This is a genomic window from Mesorhizobium sp. M1D.F.Ca.ET.231.01.1.1 (genome assembly GCF_003999155.2).
Taxonomy (GTDB): domain Bacteria; phylum Pseudomonadota; class Alphaproteobacteria; order Rhizobiales; family Rhizobiaceae; genus Mesorhizobium.
On sequence record NZ_RZOZ02000003.1, the window covers coordinates 157,266 to 180,133 of the forward strand.

Annotated in this window: 20 protein-coding genes and 1 pseudogene; 9 read left to right on the forward strand and 12 right to left on the reverse strand. The window is 65.4% G+C overall.

Going from position 1 to position 22,868, the window contains the following annotated elements:
- Positions 1-172 precede the first annotated feature (172 nt).
- Entirely contained in the window at positions 173-580 is a 408-nt protein-coding gene (locus tag EN874_RS10230) for a DUF2000 family protein (protein WP_127424670.1), read from the reverse strand.
- Between the two features lie 48 nt (positions 581-628).
- Between EN874_RS10230 and EN874_RS10235 the strand changes: the two are divergent.
- Positions 629-1,514: pseudogene (locus EN874_RS10235) on the forward strand (AraC family transcriptional regulator).
- A 190-nt stretch (positions 1,515-1,704) separates the two neighbouring features.
- On the opposite strand, the gene EN874_RS10240 reads toward EN874_RS10235, so the two are convergent.
- Complete coding sequence (locus EN874_RS10240) at positions 1,705-2,178, reverse strand: MarR family transcriptional regulator (RefSeq protein WP_126086320.1); 474 nt, start codon at positions 2,176-2,178, stop codon at positions 1,705-1,707.
- 381 nt (positions 2,179-2,559) lie between these two features.
- On the opposite strand from EN874_RS10240, the gene EN874_RS10245 reads away from it, so the two are divergent.
- Both EN874_RS10245 and EN874_RS10250 read left to right on the forward strand, forming a co-directional pair.
- Positions 2,560-3,609, forward strand: a complete 1,050-nt coding sequence (locus EN874_RS10245) for a GTP-binding protein (protein ID WP_127424671.1) — start codon at positions 2,560-2,562, stop codon at positions 3,607-3,609.
- Between the two features lie 148 nt (positions 3,610-3,757).
- Positions 3,758-4,732, forward strand: a complete 975-nt coding sequence (locus EN874_RS10250) for a WD40 repeat domain-containing protein (protein WP_127424672.1) — start codon at positions 3,758-3,760, stop codon at positions 4,730-4,732.
- Here EN874_RS10250 and EN874_RS10255 read toward each other — a convergent pair whose 3' ends face one another.
- Entirely contained in the window at positions 4,733-5,230 is a 498-nt protein-coding gene (locus EN874_RS10255) for a hypothetical protein (protein ID WP_348631723.1), read from the reverse strand. It lies immediately after the preceding gene.
- An 88-nt stretch (positions 5,231-5,318) separates the two neighbouring features.
- On the opposite strand from EN874_RS10255, the gene EN874_RS10260 reads away from it, so the two are divergent.
- From EN874_RS10260 to EN874_RS10270, 3 genes are read left to right on the forward strand one after another with little or no spacing between them, the layout of a single operon-like run.
- Positions 5,319-6,698, forward strand: coding sequence for an aspartate aminotransferase family protein (locus EN874_RS10260; RefSeq protein WP_127424673.1), 1,380 nt, complete (start codon positions 5,319-5,321; stop codon positions 6,696-6,698).
- 11 nt (positions 6,699-6,709) lie between these two features.
- The gene (locus EN874_RS10265; protein WP_127425024.1) at positions 6,710-8,116 is read left to right on the forward strand and encodes a glutamine synthetase family protein; all 1,407 of its coding nucleotides are present in this window, start codon (positions 6,710-6,712) and stop codon (positions 8,114-8,116) included.
- Between the two features lie 60 nt (positions 8,117-8,176).
- On the forward strand, positions 8,177-8,863 hold the full coding sequence (locus tag EN874_RS10270; RefSeq protein ID WP_127424674.1) for a UdgX family uracil-DNA binding protein: 687 nt from the start codon (positions 8,177-8,179) through the stop codon (positions 8,861-8,863).
- 20 nt (positions 8,864-8,883) lie between these two features.
- On the opposite strand, the gene EN874_RS10275 is transcribed toward EN874_RS10270, so the two are convergent.
- From EN874_RS10275 to EN874_RS10290, 4 genes are all read right to left on the reverse strand, one after another.
- Positions 8,884-10,143, reverse strand: a complete 1,260-nt coding sequence (locus EN874_RS10275; protein ID WP_127424675.1) for a glycerate kinase — start codon at positions 10,141-10,143, stop codon at positions 8,884-8,886.
- Positions 10,140-10,643, reverse strand: a complete 504-nt coding sequence (locus tag EN874_RS10280) for a heme-degrading domain-containing protein (protein ID WP_127424676.1) — start codon at positions 10,641-10,643, stop codon at positions 10,140-10,142. Before EN874_RS10280 ends, EN874_RS10275 begins: the two co-directional genes overlap by 4 nt.
- 76 nt (positions 10,644-10,719) lie before the next feature.
- Positions 10,720-12,033 (reverse strand): guanine deaminase, encoded by a 1,314-nt coding sequence (gene guaD, locus EN874_RS10285; RefSeq protein ID WP_127424677.1) that lies wholly within the window; start codon positions 12,031-12,033, stop codon positions 10,720-10,722.
- A gap of 2 nt (positions 12,034-12,035) precedes the next feature.
- Complete coding sequence (locus tag EN874_RS10290; protein WP_127424678.1) at positions 12,036-13,262, reverse strand: urate hydroxylase PuuD; 1,227 nt, start codon at positions 13,260-13,262, stop codon at positions 12,036-12,038.
- Between the two features lie 151 nt (positions 13,263-13,413).
- On the opposite strand from EN874_RS10290, the gene EN874_RS10295 reads away from it, so the two are divergent.
- From EN874_RS10295 to EN874_RS10305, 3 genes are all read left to right on the forward strand, one after another.
- A complete protein-coding gene (locus tag EN874_RS10295; protein WP_126086331.1) occupies positions 13,414-14,334 on the forward strand; it encodes a LysR family transcriptional regulator in 921 nt (306 codons plus the stop codon).
- Positions 14,335-14,458: 124 nt separating this feature from the next.
- Positions 14,459-15,421, forward strand: a complete 963-nt coding sequence (locus tag EN874_RS10300; RefSeq protein WP_127425025.1) for an LLM class flavin-dependent oxidoreductase — start codon at positions 14,459-14,461, stop codon at positions 15,419-15,421.
- On the forward strand, positions 15,418-16,668 hold the full coding sequence (locus EN874_RS10305) for an LLM class flavin-dependent oxidoreductase (protein WP_127424679.1): 1,251 nt from the start codon (positions 15,418-15,420) through the stop codon (positions 16,666-16,668). The genes EN874_RS10300 and EN874_RS10305 overlap by 4 nt, the downstream gene beginning before the upstream one ends.
- On the opposite strand, the gene EN874_RS10310 is transcribed toward EN874_RS10305, so the two are convergent.
- The 5 genes from EN874_RS10310 to uraH form a co-directional block, all read right to left on the reverse strand.
- Positions 16,665-17,513 carry a PhzF family phenazine biosynthesis protein gene (locus tag EN874_RS10310; protein WP_127424680.1) on the reverse strand — a complete coding sequence of 283 codons (849 nt, stop codon included), beginning with the start codon at positions 17,511-17,513 and terminating at the stop codon, positions 16,665-16,667. The two genes, EN874_RS10305 and EN874_RS10310, sit on opposite strands and share 4 nt — an antisense overlap.
- Before the next feature lie 153 nt (positions 17,514-17,666).
- On the reverse strand, positions 17,667-18,569 hold the full coding sequence (xdhC, locus tag EN874_RS10315; protein ID WP_127424681.1) for a xanthine dehydrogenase accessory protein XdhC: 903 nt from the start codon (positions 18,567-18,569) through the stop codon (positions 17,667-17,669).
- Between the two features lie 63 nt (positions 18,570-18,632).
- Complete coding sequence (xdhB, locus tag EN874_RS10320; RefSeq protein ID WP_127424682.1) at positions 18,633-20,978, reverse strand: xanthine dehydrogenase molybdopterin binding subunit; 2,346 nt, start codon at positions 20,976-20,978, stop codon at positions 18,633-18,635.
- Positions 20,978-22,453, reverse strand: coding sequence for a xanthine dehydrogenase small subunit (xdhA, locus tag EN874_RS10325; protein ID WP_127424683.1), 1,476 nt, complete (start codon positions 22,451-22,453; stop codon positions 20,978-20,980). Before xdhA ends, xdhB begins: the two co-directional genes overlap by 1 nt.
- A gap of 3 nt (positions 22,454-22,456) precedes the next feature.
- Complete coding sequence (uraH, locus tag EN874_RS10330) at positions 22,457-22,831, reverse strand: hydroxyisourate hydrolase (RefSeq protein WP_127424684.1); 375 nt, start codon at positions 22,829-22,831, stop codon at positions 22,457-22,459.
- Between the last annotated feature and the right edge of the window lie 37 nt (positions 22,832-22,868).

Sequence of the window (22,868 nt, forward strand, 5' to 3'; positions counted from 1 at the left end):
CGCCGCGGGCGGCGTTGCGCTGTCGTCTTGGGTTCGGGAAGCAGACAAATTCAGGCCGGAAGGAAGCGAAGGCGGACACGCCACCTTTGCGGCAACCAAAGCTTGCCGGCAAGCCAATCATGGGGCGTGGCCGGACCGAAAGAAGCCGCTGCAACAACCACGGCTTTGCTGCTCAGGCGTGCATGCGGGCGCCCTTGGTGATCTTGTCGACCAGCTTCTTTTCGGCGCGCAGCGCGATGCCGACCATCTTGGCATCGTCGGGCGCGAATTCGGCGAAGACGGCGCGATTGGCCACGTCATGGCCGGTCGCGAACATTTCCTCGACATAAGCCGATGTCGTCACCCCGCGCTCCAGGGCCCGGCAGTGGATCGCGGCAAGCGTCGGCCCGTCCGCCGAAAGCACGATCACAGGCTGGATCGAGAGCGGGTTGAAGAGATTGCCGGCGCGGTCGCGATAGGGTTCGCCGATGATCCGAGGGAATTGCGCGACGATGCCGCTGGTCAGGAACGCGGTGACGTTGAGCTTCTGCCAGACGGCGAGGTCTTCCTTGAGCACGATTGCAAATTTCGTGTCGAACACCAAAATGTCTCTCCGAGAGGTAGCCCCGCAACGGGGATGGATGAGGCGATGGCGCACGGTCTAGGCGATGAGGCGCTGGAAGGTCTTGAACGTTCGTGCGCGGACGACGACCGGATCGTTTCGGCGCCCGGCACCGCCGGCCTCGAGCGCATCGAGGCGCGCTTCCACGGTAATGCCTTCGAGCTGCACCGGCACGACACCTATGCCATCGGGGTCACGCTCGATGGCGTGCAGCGCTTCCATTATCGCGGTGCGCTTCAACACAGCCTGCCCGGCCAGGTGATCGTGCTGCATCCCGACGAGTTGCATGACGGGGGCGCCGGCACCGAGGACGGCTTGCGCTACCGGATCCTCTATCTGGAGCCGTCGCTGCTGCTCGATTGCCTCAATGGCGCGCCGCTGCCTTTCGTGCATGATGCCGTGGTGAGCGACCAGGCCTTGCGCGGCACGCTGCTCTCAGCCCTCGCGCCCTTAGACGAGGAGCTGGACCGATTTGTTCGTCGCCGATTTCATTGCGCAGCTGGCGCGGCAGTTGAAACGCCATGCCGGGCAGCCGGCAAAGCCGACGGGAACGATCGCGTGGCGGGCGGCGGCGCTTGCCCGCGACTATCTCGAAGAGAACGCCGAACGGACGGTGCGCTCCGACGAGCTTGAAGCGATCACCGGGCTCGACCGTTACGCGCTGTCACGCCATTTCCGCGCGACCTATTCGACCAGCCCGCATCGCTTCCTCGTGATGCGCCGGCTGCAGCGGGCCCGGCGCATGATCGAAGCCGGCGAGCCTTTAGCCGAGACAGCCGTTGCTGCCGGCTTCAGCGACCAGAGCCATTTCAACCGGCATTTCAAGAAGGCGTTCGGGCTGACGCCCGGACGCTGGGCGGCGCTGGTAAGCGCGACGCGCAGCGTCGTCGCTCAATCGCGAGACGTCCGGTGATAGCTCTCAGGCGCGACGCGCAGCGTCGTCGCCCTTTCCGCTGAGCCGCCGCTGCTTGGGTGGCGCGTGAAGCGGTTAAGCGACGATGCTGCGCATCGCGCTTGCGTCGCTCGAGACGACGCTTACGCGTCGCTCGTGGGTCACCAACGCCTCGCGGTTGAGCGACGACGCTGCGCGTCGCGCTTACGCGTCACGCTTCATCCAACTCCGCGTCGTCGTCGATGAGGATCAGCTCCTCGTTCGACAGGTTCGCCTCGATGCGGGCCAGCAGCTTGAACAGCGCTTTCTGGTCCTTCTTGTCGAGGCCCTTCAATGCCTGCTTCTCGGTCTTCTTGACCGACTTCTCGATGGCGCGGATGGTCTCGCGGCCGGTATCGGTGAGGAAGATGTGGGCCTGGCGGGCATCGGCGTTGGAGGCGCGCTTCTCGAGGAAACCCTGCGCCTGAAGCCTGTTGATGGTCTTGGTGATGGTCGGCGGACGCACGCCGAGCTTGCCGGCGAGATTGCCCGGGGTCTGGCCGTCCTCGCGATCCAAGGCCAGCATGATCTGGTCCTGGCCAGCGTAGAAGCCGTGCGCCAGAAGCCGCGCCGCAAGTGCCGTCCGCGCCAGCCGCGCCGCCGAATGCAGCCGGCTCATTGTCGCTGTCTTGTCCGCCTTGGCCATGGTCGTTCCCTCTTCGGCCGAACCGGAGCGGAAAGCATAGAGGCTGTCCTGCGGCTGGCAAATGACGATTTCAAGAGTCCGGCTTGCAAAACGCTTTGCCGGCAAGCATTGCGGTGCCCGCGCAGGTGATGCCAGATGTTTATTTCAGTTAGATGACAAACGACTTTTGGCCTGGCGAGATTCACAGCGCAAGCCGGCGAGAGCCCGGCGACGCCCACGCGGCTCCTTCCTTTGACCGGCCTCGATTGCCGCCGGTCCACCCTCTGCACCGTCCCGATTGGCGGCGCCGCCTGGCCCATCGCTTTGCCGCGTGCAAAAGCGTGGGCCACACCCTATATGAGGCCGACAAATCCTTTAGGGCACAGATTTTCGAGGCAAGCCATGAGCGATGCACAGACGCAGATCCCCGTAACCGTTCTCACCGGCTATCTCGGCGCGGGCAAGACGACGCTGCTCAACCGCATCCTGTCGGAGAACCACGGCAGGCGTTACGCCGTCATCGTCAACGAGTTCGGCGAGATCGGCATCGACAACGACCTGATCGTGGAATCCGACGAAGAAATCTACGAGATGAACAATGGCTGCGTCTGCTGCACGGTGCGCGGCGACCTGATCCGAGTCGTCGAAGGCCTGATGCGGCGGCCCGGCCGCTTCGACGCCATCGTGGTGGAAACCACCGGCCTCGCCGACCCGGTACCGGTGGCGCAGACCTTCTTCATGGACGACGACGTGCGCACCAAGACCAAGCTCGACGCCGTGGTGGCGCTTGTCGACGCCAAGCACCTGCCGCTGCGGCTCAAGGATTCCAAGGAAGCCGAGGACCAGATCGCCTTCGCCGACGTGGTGGTGCTGAACAAGACCGACCTCGTCACGCCTGAAGAGCTCGAAAAGGTCGAGGCGACGATCCGCGCCATCAACCCGGCGGCCAGGATCCATCGCACGGAACGCGCCGGCGTGGCGCTGGGCGAGGTGCTCGACCGCGGCGCCTTCGATCTCGCCCGCGCGCTGGAGAACGACCCGCATTTCCTCGAGGCGCACGATCACGATCATGACCACCACGACCATGATCATCACGATCACGACCATGACGGCCACGACCACCATCATCACGACCATCCGTCCGACATCCATGATGTGACGGTGAAGTCGGTATCGCTGCGCGGCGGCGAGATGGACCCGAAGAAGTTCTTCCCGTGGATCGAGAAGGTGACCCAGATGGAAGGACCGAACATCCTGCGGCTGAAAGGCATCATCGCGCTCAAGGGCGACGACGAGCGCTATGTCCTGCAGGGCGTGCACATGATCCTCGAGGGCGACCACCAGCGCGCCTGGAAGGATGGCGAGAAGCGCGAGAGCCGGCTGGTGTTCATCGGCCGCGAGCTCGACGAAGAGCGGCTCAGGAAGAGCTTTGAAGCCTGCCAGGCGGCTTGATTTCACGCCTTCTTCCTCCTCCCCTTGTGGGAGAAGGGGAAACCGCACGCCAACGCCCCTACTGCTGTAGTCCAAGATCCGAAGCGGGTTGAGACCCGTGGCTCAACCCCTTATGGGGAAGGGCAAGAATCTCGAATGGACAGTCCATATGCCCACAGTCGCCCCGCTTGATCTCGAAGGCCATTGCGTCGCCGCCGTCTTCCTTAACGACGTGCCGCATTTCGCTTTGGCCGACGGCGCGATCCACAGGCTGGATAACGGGCAAAAGACGGCGCAGGCCAATGACGGGCTGCTCGCCGCCTTCCACGACGCGGCCAACGACCGGCTGATCACCGGCGGCGAGGACGGCAAGGTGTTTGCGGTCAAGGCCGGCGGCGAGGTCAGCGAACTCGCCAGCGCCGGCAGGAAGTGGATCACCAGCGTCGCCGCCGGTCCGCAAGGTGCGGTCGCCTATGCCTCGGGCAAGACCGCCTTCGTGCGCTTCGCCGACGGCAAGACCAAGGAATTTAACCATCCGCGCTCGGTCGAAGGGCTCGCCTTCTCACCCAAGGGCATGCGCTTCGGCGTTGCCCGCTACAATGGCGCGACACTGCATTTCCCGGCGGCCGAGGGCAAGCCGGTTGAGCTTGAATGGGCCGGCGCCCACACCGGCATAACCTTCTCGCCGGACGGCGCCTTCCTGATCACCACCATGCAGGAGAACGCGCTGCATGGCTGGAAGCTGGCCGACGGCAAGCACATGCGCATGAGCGGCTATCCCGGCAAGGTCAAAAGCCTGTCGTGGAGCGTCAAGGGCAAGTGGCTGGCGAGCTCCGGCGCGCCGGCGGCGATCGTATGGCCGTTTTCAGCCAAGGACGGGCCGATGGGCAAGGCGCCGCTGGAGCTCGGCACGCGCGGCAACACCATGGTGACCTGCGTCGCCTGCCATCCCAGCCAGGAGGTGGTGGCGATCGGCTATGAGGACGGCATGGTGATCGCGGCACGTTTCGCCGATGCCAAGGAAGTGCTCCTGCGCCGCCCCGGCAAGGGCGCCATCACCGCGATGATGTGGGACAAGGAAGAGCGCCGCATCGTCTTCGGCAGCGCGGCCGGCGATTGCGGCGTGATCGACATCACCGCCTGATCATTCGGCGCCGCAGGAAACATCGCCTTTGAACTCGACGGGTTCGCTGTCCGCGCCGCTGCCGTCATAGACCGAGAGCGTGTAGCGCCCGTCATAGGTGCTTTCGTCGCTGGCCTTGGTCAGGATCGTCAGTTCCACCGAGCGATAGCTGTCCCCTGCTTCATGCTCGCGATCGACGAGCAGCCGCAACTCCTCGCCGTCGAGCCAATATTGCGCGAGGTTCTGATCCTCGAACACGGTCTTGCGCAGGCTGTCGCCCGTGGGCCGCGCCTTGATTTCGAGATCGCCCCTGAAGTTGAAGGTTGGGCCGCCGAGGCCCCGGGTGACGCCGGCATCGAGTTGCAAAGCGACCTGACGGTCGTCGACGGAGCACCAGAGGGCACCCGAGGCGGAAGCCACGTTCGCCGATGCAAGAAGCGCTGCCGCGCAGAAGACCGTCCGCATTTCCCCTCCCTTCAAGCCTGCCGCATTGAGGCCCAGACCGCTGCGCCGGGTCAATAGCGCTGATCCAACAGGAGCTCCCGCGCGGCCAATTGCGGTTTTGCAAACCGGTTGGCAGAGTGCCGCCCGAAACAAAGGGGTTTTCATGCAGGCATCGGATTCAAGGACTTCCATCGGCGGCATCGACGTCGCCCGCATCGCTGAATTGCGTGAGTCCGAAGCGGCGACCTTCCGCAAGGCGCGGCCGAATTCCGAGGCCAAGGTCGGCAACGGCATGGCAGGCTTCCTCGGCGGCGTGCCGATGCACTGGATGACCGACTGGCCGACGCCGTTCCCGATCCTGGTCGAAAGTGCCAAGGGCGCAATCATCACCGATGTCGACGGCAACAGGCTCGACGATTTCTGCCTCGGCGACACCGGCTCGATGCTCGGACATTCGCCGGCTGCGGTCGCCCGCGCCATCCGCCGGCAATCCGGGCGCGGCCTAACCTATATGCTGCCCAGCGAGGACGCGATCGCCATCGGCCCGCTCTTGCAGCAGCGCTTTGGCCTGCCCTACTGGCAGATCGCCACCACCGCCACCGACGCCAACCGCTTCGCGCTGCGCGTCGCCCGCGCAGTGACAGGGCGCGAGAAGATCCTGGTCTTCAACGGCTGCTATCACGGCTCGGTCGACGAGACGATGGTGCGGCTGATCGACGGCAAGCCGGTCAACCGGCCGGGGCTGGCCGGCGAATTCCGCGACCTGACGCGGGCAACGAAGATCGTCGAATTCAACGATATCGGGGCATTGGAGGCGGCGCTTGGCAACCGTGACGTCGCCTGCGTCATCACCGAACCGGTGCTGACCAATTCCTGCATGGTGCTGCCGGAACCCGGCTTCCACGACGCGCTGCGGCGCCTCACGCGCGCCGCCGGCACGCTGCTTTTGATCGACGAGACGCACACCATCTCCACCGGGCCTGGCGGCTATGCGCGCAAGCATGGGCTGGAACCGGACCTGTTCGTGCTCGGCAAGCCGGTGGCGGGCGGCGTGCCGGCGAGCATCTGGGGCATGAGCGAGGACGTAGCCACCCTCTACGGCGCCTATAACCGGACCAAGGAGCCCGGCTATTCCGGCATGGGCACGACGCTGTCGGCAAACCCGCTGCAATTCGCGGCGATGCGCGCGACGCTGGAAGAGGTGATGACCGAGGCGGCCTATGTGCATATGGACCGGCTGGCGCGCCGCCTCGACGCCGGGCTGACCGCCGTCATCGACCGATACAGGCTGCCCTGGCACGTCGCGCGGGTCGGCGCCCGAGTCGAGTTCATCTGCGCGCCCGGCCCGCTGAGGAATGGCGGCGAGGCGGAAAAAGCGCACGCGCCGGAGCTGGAAGCCGCCATCCATGTCGCGCTGGTCAATCGCGGCGTGCTGATCGCGCCGTTCCACAACATGATGCTGATCTCGCCGGCGACGAGGGCGGCGCAGGTGAGCCGGCTGATCACCGCTTTCAGCGCGGTTGCGGCAAGGCTTGCGGCGTGAGACAAGCTGCCATGGACAATCCGAACGCTGTCACGACCTCGCCTTCCGGATCGACGCCCGCCGAGGCAAAAGCCTTTCTCGACGCCCATCCCGAGATCGAGGCCTTCGACATCGTGCTCACCGACGCCAACGGCATCGGCCGAGGCAAGATCGTACGCCGGCATGAGCTGATGAGCATCTTCGAGGGTGGCCGGCACATGCCGATCTCGATCCTCGGCCTCGACATCACCGGCGAGGATGTCCACGACACCGGCCTGATCTGGGACACAGGCGACGGGGATCTGCGCGCATGGCCGATCCCCGGCACGCTGGTGCCGCTGCACGGCACCAGGCCGCCGCGCGGCCAGGTGCTGATGTCGATGTATCATCTCGACGGCCAGCCGATGACCTCCGACCCGCGGCTGGCGCTGGCAAGGCAGGTGGAGTTGCTGGCGGCAAGAGGCCTGCATCCGGCCGGCGCCTTCGAGCTGGAATTTTTCCTGCTCGCCAACGAACGCGACGCTGACGGCAAGGTGCAGCCCGCCCGCGCCGTGCTCGACGGCCGCCGCTCGGGTAAGACGGAGGTCTACTCGGTCGACCATCTGCACGGCATGGAGCCGCTGTTTTCCGACATCTACGCCGCCGCGAAGGCGCAAGGCATACCCGCCGAGACGATCATTTCCGAATATGCGCCCGGCCAGTACGAGCTGACGCTCAACTACCGCCGGGACGTGATGCGGGCGGCGGACGATCTCGTCATGCTGAAGCGGCTGGTCAGGGCGCAGGCGCGCCGGCACGGCGTCACCGCCTGCTTCATGGCCAAGCCGATCGAAACCTATGCCGGCTCGGGCATGCATTTCCACGTGTCGCTGCAGGACGACGCCGGCCGGAACGTGTTCACCGAAGCCGCCGGCGAGAAATGGTCACAAAAGCTGCTCAACGCCCTGGGCGGCCTTATCGGCACAATGGCGGAATCGATGCTGGTGTTTGCACCGCACGCCAATTCATGGCGCCGCTTTGTCTCGCAGTCCTACGCGCCGGTGGCGCCGACCTGGGGCGTCAACAACCGGTCGGTGGCGCTTCGGGTGCCGGCGGGCGACGCCGGGAACCGCCGCATCGAGCACCGGCCGTCTGGCGTCGACGCCAACCCCTATCTGGTGGCGGCGACGGTGCTGGCCGGCATCGTCAAAGGCCTCGACGAGGGGCTGGACCCCGGCCCGGAAACAACCGGTAACGGTTATGAGCAGGCCACGGAAACCTCGACCATGCCGGTCGACTGGCGCGCTGCGATCGAAGCGGCAAAGGCTTCCGATTTCCTGAAAGCGGCGCTCGGCCACGACCTGCACCGCACCTTCGTGGCGATCAAGCAGGCGGAATATCTGCGCGTCGCGCGCACCGTCAGCGAGCTGGACTACCACCTCTACCTGCACGAGGTGTGAGGATCGGGAACCATCGCCAGCCTCGCCCATTTCAAGTTCAAAAGCGGGCGAGATAGGACGATGGCAACAACACCGTCAGCAACGGCCTTGCAGCGTGAAGCGAGGCGTCCAGTGAGGCGCATCCCTGCGCCCGAGGCAGAGCCGGCTGCAGGGGAAGATGCCGCTTCCATCGGCGAGGCGCGCGAGGCGGCAAAGGGCTGCCGCCGCTGCCAGCTCTGGCGCCATGCGACGCAAACCGTATTCGGCGAGGGGCCGGAAATCGCAGAGGTGGTCTTCGTCGGCGAACAGCCCGGCGACCAGGAGGATCTGGCCGGCAAGCCCTTTGTCGGCCCGGCGGGCAGGATATTCGACAGCATTCTGGACGACGCCGCGATCGACCGCCGCAAGGTCTATGTGACCAATGCGGTGAAACACTTCAAATTCGAGCCGCGCGGCAAAAGACGCATCCATTCCAAGCCCAATGCCGGCGAGATTCGGGCCTGCCGCTGGTGGCTGGACAAGGAACTCGACCTGATCAAGCCGAACCTGGTGGTGGCGCTGGGCGCGACGGCGGCGCAAGCGCTGCTCGGCAAGGCGGTGCCGGTGTTGAAGATGCGTGGCGCGGTGATCGAGCGCGATGGGCTGCGCGTGTTCATCACCATCCACCCCTCGCTCATCCTGCGCATCCGCGAACCGGCGGACAAGGACGCCGAGCGCGAGCGGTTTTTGAAGGATATGCGGGAGGTGAAGCGGCTGATGGCTGCCTAGGCTCTTTCGCCCCGACCGTGCTATCTAATCAAAATCGCCCTGAGATCGTTGACGTTCGTGCCCGTGGGGCCTGGTACGAACAAATCATCCACCGCATTGAAGGCCGTCCAGGCATTGTTGCCGGCAAGCATCGCCTTGGCGTCGACACCGGCTGCACGCATGCGGGACACCGTCGAGCCATCGGCAAAGGCACCGGCATTGTTCTCCGAGCCGTCGATGCCGTCGGTATCAGCGGCCAAGGCATGGATGCCGTTCATGCCATCGATACCGATGGCGAAGGCGAGCAGGAATTCGGAATTGCGGCCGCCCTTGCCCTTGGCCCGCAAGGTAACGGTCGTCTCGCCTCCCGAAAGGATCAGCACCGGCTTGGCGAAAGGCCGGTTGCGCGTCGCGACCTCGCGGGCGATCGCGGCATGGACGCCGCCGACCTCGCGCGCCTCGCCCTCGATCGAATCCGACAGGATGACGGCGTCGATGCCTTGCCGCTTCGCCTCGGCGGCCGCCGCCTCCAGCGAGACGCCGGCCGAGGCGATGAGATGCACTTCATTGCCGGCAAAGCGCGGGTCGTCGGGACGCGGCGCATCGGCGGCGGACGACTGGATGTGCGCCATGACAGAGGCCGGCAGCTTCATGTTGTAAGCGGCAATCGACGCCAGCGCGTCTTCGCGGCTGCCGCTATCGGCAACGGTCGGCCCTGAGGCGACCAATGCCGGATTGTCGCCGGGGATGTCGGAGACGACGAGCGACACCACCCTGGCCGGATGCGCGGCAGCGGCCAGGCGCCCGCCCTTGATGGTCGAGACATGCTTGCGGATGGTGTTCATCGCCGCGATCGGCGCGCCGGAGGCGAGCAGCGCCTGGTTGACGGCGATCTCGTCGGCTAAAGTCAGACCGGAGGCAGGCGACGGCAGCAGCGCCGAGCCGCCGCCGGAGATCAGCGCCACCACCAGGTCGTCCGAGGTCAGGTCGCGCACCTTTTCCAGCAGTCGGCGCGAAGCCTCGAGGCCGGCAGCGTCCGGCACCGGGTGCGCCGCCTCGATGATCTCGATGCGCTCGCATTTGGCGCCATAGCCGTAGCGGGTGACGACCAGGCCATCGATCGGCCCGTCCCAGACCTTCTCGAAGGCCGCGGCCATTTGCGCGGAGCCTTTGCCGGCGCCGATGACGATGGTGCGGCCCTTCGGCTTTGCCGGCAAATGGTTTCTGATCGTCTTTTCCGGATCGGCGGCAGCGACGGCGGCGTTGAAGATGGAAACGAGAAACGACTTGGGATCGGTCATTTTTCCTCTCGCGGCAGCGCTAGTTGTTTCCGATCAGCGCCGAGATGGGCACAGAGCGCATCGACCACGACGCCGTGGTCCTCTCGCTCCGGCAGGCCGGAGACGGCAATGACCCCGATGACGCCGGCGCCCTTCACCGTGACGGGAAAGCCGCCGCCGGCGAGCACATAGTCGGCAATGTCCAGGCCCTCGCCGACCTTGAAGGTGCGGTCGGGCCGCTGTTGCTCCAGCACCATGCGGTAGGTGCTTCTCAAGAAGCGCCTCACGACATTGATCTTGCGCCGCGCCCAGTCCGGATTGGAGGCGTTGGAGCCCGGCATCGCGGCGTAGAACAGCGGCCGGTCGAAGGTCCTGATGTCGACGATGATCGGCAGGTCTTCTTTCAGCGCCCGGTCCCTTATCGCCGAGCCTATCTCGAAGGCCACGGCTTCGTCGAAGGCCGGAAAGACCAGCGTGGCTTCCTGTTTCTTGATCAGAGCGATGTCGGCGGCGGCAGCCATGGCGTTCCCCTGTCAAAATGTCGACGCACGCTTTGGCCGATGGCTGACGCGGGGTCAAGCGAAGAGCGCATTCGATCTATGCGACAATCGCGCTCTTCGCCGGCCGGCCCGCCACATAGACCTCGCGCACGGCGCGGTCGTCGCCCAGCGTCTGCAGCAGGAAAAGTTCCTCTGCCAGCGTTTCCACCGTCTCCATCCTCAGCCGCATCGCCGGCGTAGCGTGAGCGTCGAGCACGACGATATCGGCGTCGGTGCCTTCAGCGAGCGTGCCTACTTTTTCGGAAACCGACAGCGCCTCCGCATTGCCGCGCGTCAATTGCCAGAAGGACTGGAACGGGTTCAGCTTCTCGCCGTTCAGCGCGATCACCTTATAGCCCTCGTCCATGGTGCGCAGCATCGAGTAATTGGTGCCGCCGCCGACATCCGTGGCGGCCGCGATCCTGAGCGGCTTCTCGCGGCGGCGATAGCGCTGGTAGTCGAACAGGCCGGAGCCGAGGAACAGGTTGGAGGTCGGGCAGAACACCGCCACCGAGCCCGACTGCGACAGCGCATCCGCCTCGCGTTCCGACAGATGGATGCAATGGCCGAACAGGCTCTTTTTGCCCAGCAGGCCGTAATGCTCATAGACGTCGGTGTAGTCGCGCGACCAGGGGAAAAGCTCCTGGGTGAAGGCGATCTCGGCATGGTTCTCCGACAGATGCGTCTGCATGTGGAGATCGGGATGCTCGCGGCAGAGCGCGCCGGCCATCTCCATCTGCTCGGGCGTAGATGTGATGGCAAAACGCGGCGTGATCGCATAGAGCTGCCGGCCCTTGCCGTGCCATTCGGCAATCAGCGCCTTGCTGTCGTCATAGCCGGTCTGCGGCGTGTCGAGCACGCCCTTCGGCGCGTTGCGGTCCATCATCACCTTGCCGGCGATGTTGAGCATGTTGCGCTCATGCGACTCGGCGAAGAAGGCTTCGGCGGAAGATTTGTGCACCGAGCAATAGGCGGCGACGGTCGTCGTGCCCTGGCGCAGCATTTCGTCGAGGAAGAGCCTGGCGATGCGGCGGCCATGCTGCGCGTTCTGGAACTTCGACTCTTCCGGGAAAGTGTATTTGTTCAGCCAGTCGAGCAGCTCGGCGCCGTAGGAGGCGATGATCTGCATCTGCGGGACATGGACATGGGCGTCGATGAAACCCGGCAGGATGAGATGCGGTCGATGATCGATCGTCTCGGCGCCTGCGGCCACGCGCTTCCGGACCTCGGCATACGGACCGGCGGCGACGATCTTGCCGCCGTCGATCAGCAGCGCGCCATCCTCCTCGTAACGCCAGGCGGAATGGTCGTCTATCGCTTCGGGCCAACGCAGGAAGGAGAGCGTGCGGCCACGCAGGAGCTTTGATGTCATGCTTACTTTCCGGCGCCTTCGAACCAGGCCACCAAAAGGGCCCGTTCCTGGTCGGTGATCTGGGTGACGTTGGCGGGCGGCATGGCATGCGCCCGGCCGGCCTGCAGGTAGATTTCGCTGGCATGCTCGGCAATGCGCGCGTCGGTGTCGAGCATCACGCCCTTCGGCGCATGGTAGATGCCTTCATAGACCGGCTGCTCGGCATGGCACATCGAGCAGCGGCCGAGCACGGTGTCGCGCACGGCCGGGAAATGCGCCGAGGCCATGTAGACCTGGGCGGCCGCGGATGCGGCGGAAGTCTTCGGCTCGCCGGTCAAAACCTTCGGCACGGTCGACAGCCAGATGATGATGATGAACAGCACGGCGGCACCGAGCCAGGTCCAGGTCGGGTTGCCTTTGCGGGCGTGCACCGTGTTGAAATAGTGCCGGATCAGCACGCCGATGATGAAGACCAGCGAGGCGATGACCCAGCTGAACTCGGTGCCGAAGGCCAGCGGGTAGTGGTTCGACAGCATCAGGAACAGCACCGGCAAGGTCAGGTAGTTGTTGTGCAGCGAGCGCTGCTTGGCGATCTTGCCGTATTTCGGGTCCGGCTTGCGGCCAGCGATCAGGTCGGCGACGACGATCTTCTGGTTGGGGATGATGACCATGAAGACGTTGGCCGACATGATCGTGGCGGTGATGGCGCCGAGATGCAGGAAGGCGGCGCGGCCGGTGAAGAGATGCGTCAGCCCCCAGGCGATGAACACCAGCACGCAATAGAGCACCAGCATCAGGCCGGAGTCGCTTTTGCCGAGCGGCGAGCGGCAGAGCAGGTCGTAGACGATCCAGCCGACGCCGATTGTTGCCAGCGACAGCAGGATGCCGACTGGCACCGAGACGTTGAGCACGTTGGGATCGATCAGGAACAGGTCCGCGCCGGCATAATAGACCACGCAGAGCATGGCGAAGCCCGACAGCCAGGTGGCGTAGGATTCCCATTTGAACCATGTCAGATGCTCCGGCATTTCGGCCGGCGCGACCAGGTATTTCTGGATGTGGTAGAAACCGCCGCCATGCACCTGCCATTCCTCGCCGAAGGCGCCGGCAGGCAGGCCCGGGCGCTGCCGCAGGCCGAGGTCGAGGCCGACGAAATAGAAGGACGAGCCGATCCAGGCGATGCCGGTGATGACATGCAGCCAGCGGACGGCAAAACTCAGCCAGTCCCAGAAAATCGCAAAATCCAGCATCGTGTTGCCCTTGGGAAGTCGTCCCCGCCGATTGCACGACTTTACGGGCTGGCGCCGAAACGAAAAGAGGCGAGGTGCGCGATGACTTTCAAAAAAAAATGGAAAATACTAGGCTCACTGCACATCGCCGTTTGAGAGCCGCGAAAGCCGCATGGCCTATCTCGACAACATCGCCGTCTTCGTCCGCGTCGTCGAGCTCGGCAATCTCTCGGCGGCCGGGCGTGACATGCGGATCTCGCCGGCGGTCGCCTCCAACCGTATCAAGGAGCTGGAGAAGCACCTCGGTGTGCGGCTGTTCAACCGCACCACCAGGCAGTTGATGCCGACCGAGCACGGCACCGTATTCTATACCGGCGCCAAGCAGGTGCTGGACGCGATCACCGAGGCGGAGGCTGCGGTCGCCGCGCTTTCCGGCCAGCCGCGCGGCACGATCAGGGTGACGGCGCCGCTCGGCCTCGGCCGGCGCCTGATCGCCTCCGGCATTCCGGACTTCCACGACAAATACCCCGATATCGAGGTGCGGCTGAGACTCTCCGACCACAATGTCGACATCATGAAGGAAGGCATCGACGTCGCCTTCCGGCTCGGCATTATCGAGGATTCCAGCCTTCGGATGCGCGGCATCATGGAATGCGAGCGCGTGCTGGTGGCGGCGCCGAAATATCTCGAAGCGCGCGGCGAGCCGACCGAGCCGCAGGAACTGGTCGGCAAGAAGCACGACTGCCTGATGTTGCGCTATTCCGGCACGCGCGAATTCGTCTGGACGTTGCAGACGCCGAGCGGCGTGCAGAAGCTCGAAGTGCACGGCCCCTACGACACGGACGACGGCGACGTGCTGACCGGCTGGGCGCTGTCCGGGCGCGGCATAATCAACAAGCCACGCTTCGAGGTGGAACCCTTCATCCGCGACCAGCGGCTGAAGGTGATCCTGGCGAAGACGCCGCCGACGCCGGTGCAGTTCGCCGCCGTCTATCCGCACAAGAAGCTGCAGGATCCGAAGGTGCGACTGCTGCTCGACTTCATGGCCGATCGCTGCCAGCGGCTGATCAAGGACATCCTTGCCGGTAAGTAGGGGCTGGCCGGCAAGTAGGGGCTGGCCGGCAAGTGACGGCGCGCTGGCCCATTCGATCCGGTTGCCTTGCGCGAGGGCGGGCCTAGGTTGGTAGCGACGTCGCTAGCAGACAATGGGCAGCACAATGCATCTCGCCGTTTCGCTCGACATCGCTTCCGCCGATGGACAGGCCGGCCTGGATTTCAGCCGCATCGCCGGCTTCGTCCGGAAAGCGGAGGCGGCCGGGGTCGACATGGTCGTCATCTCCGATTCCCTCCCTAGCCACAATCGATCGACGAGCCCGTTCGAGGCGACGACGCTGCTGGCGGCGCTGGCGACGGTGACAGAGAGGATCGGGCTCGTCGCCACGGCCTCGACGCTGGCGCACCAGCCTTACAATCTGGCGCGCCGTTTTGCGTCGCTCGACATCATCAGCCATGGCCGGACCGGCTGGAACGCGACGATGCGGCAGAACCCGCGCGAGGCGGCGAATTTCAGCCGGCCGGAAGGCATCGCCGACAGTGATTTCCATCGCCGCGCGGAAGAATTCATCGGCATCGTGCGTGGCCTGTGGCAGGGCTGGGACGCGGAAGCGCTATTGTTCGACAAGGCCGCAGGCCGCTTCCACGATCCCGAAAGGATGCATCTCCTAGACCACAGGGGCGAGTTCTTCTCGGTGCGCGGGCCGCTCAACGTCGCCCGCTCGCCGCAGGATGCGCCAGTGCTGGTCGTGTCCGGCCTGGCGGCGGCCGATCGAAGCTTCGCCGCCGCAGCAGCCGACGTCGTCATGCTCGACGAGCCATCGCCAGAGGACGCGAAAGCCGTCTGTGACGATCTGAAACGCCGGGTGCAGACCGTCGGACGCAAGCCGGAAGCGGTGAAGGTGCTGGCGACCGTCCCTGCAGAGCTCGCCGCCGACAGTCTGGACGATTGGTTCGCCTCGCAGGGCTGGGACGGTCTCAACTTTGCTTTGCCGGCTGATATCTCGGCGCTCGACAACTTCCTCGATCGTGTGCTGCCGGACCTTCGCCGCGGCCTGACCCAATCGACTGACGCCGGGGCGACGCTGCGCGATCATCTCGGTCTCGGCGCGGGAGGCGGACAATGAGCGCGCGCCAGATGAAGCTCGGCCTGTTCCTGTGGGCGACCGGCCACCACATCGCCGCCTGGCGCCATCCGGACGCGCATGTGACGGCAGGCATCGACATCGACCACTACATCAAGCTCGCGCGGACAGCCGAGGCGGCGAAGTTCGACATGGTCTTCTGCGAAGACGCTGCCGGCCTGCGCGAAGCCAATGTCCAGATCGCCAGCCAGACCTCGCGCTCGATCGGCTTCGAGCCGGTCAGCCTGCTTTCAGCCCTCGCCGCGCAGACCGAGCGCATCGGCCTCGTCTCGACGGCGTCGACCAGCTACAACGAACCCTACGGGCTGGCGCGCATGTTTGCCTCGCTCGACAATCTGAGCGGCGGGCGGGCCGGCTGGAACCTCGTCACCTCGGCCAGCCCGATCGAAGCCGCAAATTTCGGCTCGACGGGCCTCAGACCGCATGCGGACCGCTACGAACGCGCCCGCGAATTCGCCACCGTCGTCACCGGTCTGTGGCGTCGCAGGGCGTCCGGCCATGACGGTCAGAGCTTTTCGGTGCGCGACCCGCTCGACATAGAGCCCTCGCCGCAGGGCGCGCCGGTGATGGTGCAGGCCGGCGCCTCCGACGACGGCAAGGACCTTGCCGCGCGGACCGCCGACGTCGTGTTCTCGGCGGCACAAACCTTGGAGGAGGCCAAGGCTTTCCATGACGATCTCAAGGGCCGGCTCGCTGCCTATGGACGGCAACCCGACGACATCAAGATCATGCCCGGCGTGGCGCCTATCGTCGCGGCGACAAAGGCCGAGGCGCAGGCCAAATACGACGCGCTGCAGGAGTTGATCCCCGACGATGTCGGCGTCGCTTTGCTCTCCAGCTATCTCAGCATCTCCGATCTCGGGCGCTATCCGATCGACGGACCGCTGCCCGAACTGCCGGAAAGCGAAGGCATGAAGAGCCGGCAGGCGCTGGTCATCGAGCAGGCACGGCGCGACGGCCTCTCGATCCGTGAGCTGGCGCGCTATTTTGCCGGCGCGCGCGGCCATTGGCGCGTGGTCGGCACGGCGGAGGAGATCGCCGACGCGTTGCAAGAGCGATTCGAAGGCGGCGCGGCCGACGGCTTCAATGTGATGCCGTCCTGGTTTCCGGGCGAGTTGGACGCTTTCGCGACGCTGGTCGTGCCGGAGTTGCAGCGGCGCGGCCTGTTCCGCAAGGACTATCAAGGCCGCACGCTGCGCGAACATCTCGGCCTCAAACGGCCGGTCTAAGCGCCTTCAGCCTGTGCGCCCATCAGCCGGGCCGTCCCCGAAACCCTGATCGAGCTGCCGGGAGCCGGCGGAATTTCGGCATGGAGGCGTGAGCGCGCGCCCATGTCCTCGCCCTGGACAATGTCGATCGAGCCGCCATGCGGCCAGCCGAGATCGCGCAGATAGCCGGCAAAGGCGGCGGTCGAGGCGCCAGTCGCCGGATCCTCGTAGACGCCGCCGGAGGCGAAGGGATTGCGCGTATGGAAGAGGCTCGGCGCTTCGGCATAGGCAAGCAGGATCGTGACCAGCCCTTCGCGACGCATCAGCGCCTGGCCCTCCTTGAAATCATAAGCCATCGCGGCAAGCGCCTCGCGTGAATTCAGCGCCAGCACGAAATGGTCTGAGCCGCCATGGATCAGCGCGGGGGGAATAGCTGGATCGAGATCACCGGCTGCGTAACCGAACAACGCCAGCATTTCAGCGACCAGTTCCGACGGTGCCTGCTTGCTGCGCGTCGGCGGCGATTGCAGCGCGGCGACAATGTTGGAGCCGTCGCGGAATCCTTCGACGGTGATGTTGGCCTGGCTGAGGGTCAGCTTGAAAACGCCGTCGCCGAACTGTCTGACCAGCGCCGCGCCCAGCGCAATGGTGGCGTGGCCGCAAAACGGTACTTCCGATTCCGGCGAGAAATAGCGCACACGCCAGCCGTCGCCATCGGGCGCGGCGAAGGCGGTTTCCGAAAAGCCGACCTCGGCCGCGACGCGATGCATGTCAGCGGCATCGGGCAAAACATCGCCAATCACCACGCCGGCGGGGTTGCCGCCGGTGTTCCCGTCCGAAAATGCCGCTATCCGCAAAACGTCCATATGCTCGCCCCGTGCTCACCACTCGTGTTCGTCAGGCGCGCACAAAACACGTTCCGGACCGATTTGGGAAACGACGAAAGCGACGAGCAGCTGTGAGCGGCAGTCATATCTCGCAGCTTTGCGCAGGCGCCTCAGAAAACGCGGCGACCGGTCTCAGCGGGCCATCACCTTTTCGGGCGCGGTCGAAGCCGATGCCTGGACGGCATGCGACACCAGCGCCGTCATGATCTCGGCGGCGGCAAGTGCTGCAATCACCGGCGGACGCTTGTCCTTCACGGCATTGCCGCCGATCGGTGAGACGAGGCGGTGGAATTCGGCCTCGCTGCCCTCGTACGACTTCAGGAACCAGTGCCTGAAAGTCGCCTTCTTGGTCTTGGAGCCGATCATGCCGACATAGGCGGTGTCGTCGCGCTTCAGAGCCTCGGCGACGATGAGGAAATCGAGGGCATGGTCGTGGGTGAGGACGGCAAAGGCCGATCCCGCCGGCGCCTCGCGCACCACGGCCTCGGGCATCGGCGTCAGCCGCGTTTCGACCGTTTCCGGCATGCCTTCCAGCGCATCCGCCCGCGTCTCGACGACGACGGCATGGACGGGCAGCAGCGCCAGCGACGCGGCCAGCGCCTGGCCGACATGGCCGCCGCCGAAGACATAGACATGCGGCAGATGCGCCTCTTCCGATTCGGCCTTGGCGATCAATCCCTGTTCGAGGGCCGCATCGACCGGGCGTATCCGCACCTCGACGCGACCGCCGCAGCACTGGCCGATCTCGGGTCCGAGCGGGACGTCGAGCGTGGCGCAGACCTCATCGACCTCGATGCGCGCTTCCCTGGTCGCGGATCGAGATGCCGCCCGCCCGCCCAGCATCTGCCGCGCCTTGTCGATCGCCATATACTCGAGCTGGCCGCCGCCGATGGTGCCGAAAATCGCCGATGCGGAGACCAGCATGAAGGCGCCGGCCTCGCGCGGCGTCGAGCCCTTGGTGGCCGCGACCTCGACGAGTGCGACCCGGCCGGCACGACCGAGAAAGTCCTTCAGACTTTGCGCTTTCGAGTTCATCGACTGCATGTCCCTGCACGGAAATGTAGGCCTTTCGGGCCGGATTTGCACCTTTTGGCTCGTTCAGGCCGGTTTTGCGGCTTGCTTCAGCCTTTCGATCGCCATCAGCACCCGTTCCGGCGTCGCCGGCGCGTCGAGGCGCGGGCAGATCCTATGATCGGCGACGCTTGCGACTGCGTCCGACAACGCGTGCAGCACCGACATGCCGAGCGGGAAGGGCGGCTCGCCGACCGCCTTGGAGCGGTGCACGGTCGGCTCGTTTGCCTCGGACCAGTCGGCGAGGGTGACGTTGAAGATCTTTGGCCGGTCGGAGGCGAGCGGGATCTTGTAGGTCGAGGGCGCATGGGTGCGCAGCCGGCCCTTGTCGTCCCACCAGAGTTCTTCGGTGGTCAGCCAGCCCATGCCCTGGATGAAGCCGCCCTCGATCTGGCCGAGGTCGATGGCGCGGTTCAGGGAGCGGCCTGTCTCATGCAGGATGTCGGTGCGCTCGACGACATATTCGCCGGTCAGCGTGTCGACCGACACCTCAGAGCAGGAGGCGCCATAGGCAAAATAATAGAAGGGGCGGCCCTCACCCTTGTCGCGGTTCCAGTGGATCTTCGGCGTCTTGTAGAAGCCGGCCGCCGAAAGCTGGATGCGGGCCATGTAGGCCTGCTTGACGAGGTCGCCGAAGGGGATCTCCTGGTTGCCGATGAGGACCCGGTTGGGCAGGAACAGCACCTGGTCGCGCGGCACCTGGTATTTCTCCGAGGCGAAATTGGTCAACCGGTCCTTGATCTGGCGGGCGGCGTTCTGCGCCGCCATGCCGTTGAGGTCGGAACCGGACGATGCCGCGGTGGCCGATGTGTTCGGCACCTTGCCGGTGGTGGTCGCGGTGATCTTCACCTGGTCGAGGTCGATCTGGAATTCTTCCGCCACGACCTGCGCCACCTTGAGATAGAGGCCCTGCCCCATCTCGGTGCCGCCATGGTTCAGGTGCACCGAACCGTCGGTATAGACATGCACCAGGGCGCCTGCCTGGTTGTAGTGCGTGGCGGTGAACGAGATGCCGAACTTGACCGGCGTCAGCGCCAGCCCGCGCTTGATGAAGCGGCTGTTGTTGTTGAAGGCGCTGATCTCGCGCCGGCGCCGCGCATAGTTCGAGCTCGCTTCCAGTTCGGCGATGATGCGGTGGATGACATTGTCCTCGACCGTCTGGTGGTAGGGCGTGATGTTGCGGTCGCTGATGCCGTAGAAATTCTTCTTGCGGATCTCGAGCGGGTCCTTGCCGACAGCAAAGGCCACTTCGTCGATGACGCGCTCGGCCCCGACCATGCCTTGCGGGCCGCCGAAGCCGCGGAAGGCGGTGTTCGACACGGTGTTGGTATAGAGCGGCGCCGACTGCGCATGCACCGTCGGCCAGAAATAGGTGTTGTCGCAATGGAACAGCGCGCGGTCCGTCACCGGGCCGGAGAGGTCCGAGGAAAAGCCGCAGCGCGCCGCGAACATGAAGTCGACGCCGAGGATGTTGCCGTCATCGTCGAAGCCGACCTCATAGTCGATGAGAAAATCGTGCCGCTTGCCGGTGGCGGTCATGTCGTCGTCGCGGTCGGGCCGGATCTTGACCGCGCGATGATGACGCTTGGCAGCGATGGCAGCGAGCGCGGCAAACTGGTTGCCCTGCGTTTCCTTGCCGCCGAAGCCGCCGCCCATGCGGCGGATTTCCACCATGACGGCATTGCTCGGCACGCCGAGCGCGTGGCTCACCATATGCTGGACTTCGCTTGGATGCTGGGTCGAGGAATAGATGGTGACGTCCTGGTCCTCGCCCGGAATGGCCATGGCGATGTGGCCTTCGAGATAGAAATGCTCCTGGCCCCCGACGCGCATCTTGCCCTTGAGCTTGCGGGGCGCTGCCTTGATCGCGGCAGCGGCATCGCCGCGCTTCAGGGTTAGCGGCGGCGTGACAAGCTTATCCTTATTCGGGTCGAGCGCACCGACGTCGGTGACGAAGGGCAGTTCCTTGTATTGGACCTCGGCCAGCCTGGTGGCGCGGCGGGCCTCCTCGCGCGTCTCGGCAATGACGCAGAAGATCGGCTGGCCGTAGAATTCCACCTTGCCGTCGGCAAGCACCGGCTCGTCATGACGGCCGGTGGGCGAAATGTCGTTCTCGCCGGGCACGTCCTTCGCCGTCAGCACGTCGACAACGCCCGGAGCAGCGCGCACGGCCGACAGGTCCATCCCGGTGATGGTGGCATGCGTTGCGGTGGACAGGCCGAGGCAGCCATGCAGCGTGCCGGCCGGTTCCGGCATGTCGTCGATATAGACCGCGGTGCCGCTGACATGCTTGTGCGCGGAATCATGCCGCTGGTCGCTGGCGACGCCGCCAGAGATCTTTTGCGCCTTGAGGTTGGGGACGTGCTTGGTCATCAGGCCGCCTCGTTGCGCGACACCTGGAACGGCGCCCTGGTGCCGGTGGTTTCGACGTGGAAGCGCAGCAAAAGGTTCTTTGCCGCCAGCGCCCGGTATTCGGCGGTCGCCCGCATGTCGGTTATCGGCGTGAAGTCGCTGGCATATTCGGCCATCGCGGCCTCCACGGTTTCCTCCGTCCAGGCCTTGCCGATCAGCGCCTTCTCGACCGCCGCGGCTCGCTTCGGCGTCGGCGCCATGCCGCCATAGGCGATGCGGATGTCGGCCACGGTGCCGTCCCTGGCCAGGGTCAGACAGAAGGCGCCGAGGGTCGCGGTGATGTCCTCGTCGCGGCGCTTGGTGACCTTGTAGACGGCAAACTTCGTGCCCTTTGCCGGCACCGGCACATGCACCGCCTCGACGAACTCGCCGGGCTGCCGGTCCTGCTTGCCATAGGCGATGAAGAAGGTTTCGAGCGGGATCGTGCGGCGCGCCTCGCCCTTGCGCAGCGTCAGCCGCGCTCCCAGCGCGATGAACGGCGGCGGCGTGTCGCCGATGGGCGAGCCGTTGGCGACGTTGCCGCCGATGGTGCCCATGTTGCGCACCTGCTCGCCGCCGATGCGGTCGACCAGCGGACCCAATGCGGGGATGCGCCTGGATAGAGTCTCGAAGGCTTCGGTGTAGGTGACGCCGGCGCCGATCGTGATGACACCATCGGCCTCCGACATCGAGCGCAGGCCGTCGAGCCCGCCGATGAAGACCGCCGGCGCAATGTCGCGCATATGCTTGGTGACCCACAGGCCGACATCGGTCGAGCCGGCAACGATCGTGGCGCCCGGCTCTTTCTCGAGCAGGGCGGCGAAATCGTCGACATCAGCAGGCACGATCAGCCGCTGCTTGCCCGAACCGACCTCCACCCGCGCGCCATCGCGCAGCGCTTCCAGGCGGGCGATGATATCCTTGCGCTCCACCGCCAGCGGATCCTTGGCCGCCTTGCCGTAACTCGAAATGGCCCGCGCCGCGCGCATGATCGCCTCGTAGCCGGTGCAGCGGCAGAGATTGCCCTGCATCGCCTTTTCGATCGCCGCGTCGGAGGGGTTGGGCGTCTTCATCCAGAGAGCGTAGAGCGACATGACGAAGCCCGGTGTGCAGAAGCCGCATTGCGAGCCGTGGAAATCGACCATCGCCTGCTGCACCGGGTGCAGGTTTTCTCCGTCGCCGCGCAGATGCTCGACGGTGACCACATGGGTGCCGTCGAGCGAACCCATGAAGCGTATGCAGGCGTTGACGCCTTCATAGACCAGGCCTTCGGCGGAGAGCTTGCCGACCAGCACCGTGCAGGCGCCGCAATCGCCCTCGGCGCAGCCTTCCTTGGTGCCGCGCAGCGAGCGATTGAGCCTGAGCCAGTAGAGCAGGGTCGCATCGGGCGCGATGTCGGCCAGCGCGACGTCGGCGCCGTTGAGGATGAAGCGGATCTCGTTGCGGGTCTCAACCATGGCTCAGCTCCCGCGATAGGTCGAGTAGCCGTAAGGCGAAATCAAGAGCGGCACATGATAGTGACGTTCCTCCGCCATGCCGAAGCGGATCGGCACGATGTCGAGGAAAGCAGGCTGCGGCAGGCTGATGCCCTGCCCGCGCAGATAGTCGCCGGCGGCGAAGACCAGTTCATATTCGCCGGTGCGGAAATCGGCGCCGGCAAGCAGCGGCGCGTCGCAGCGGCCGTCACCATTGGTGGTGACGGTCTTGAGGTGGGTGCGGCCTTGCCGCTCGACGCGGAAAAGCTCGATCGACAGGCCCTTTGCCGGCCTGCCGGTCGCGGTGTCGAGCACATGGGTCGTCAGACGCCCGCCATCGGCTTTCGACGTTTCTGCCACTGGCCGCCTCCCATTTGCTGTACGAACCCAACGGCCG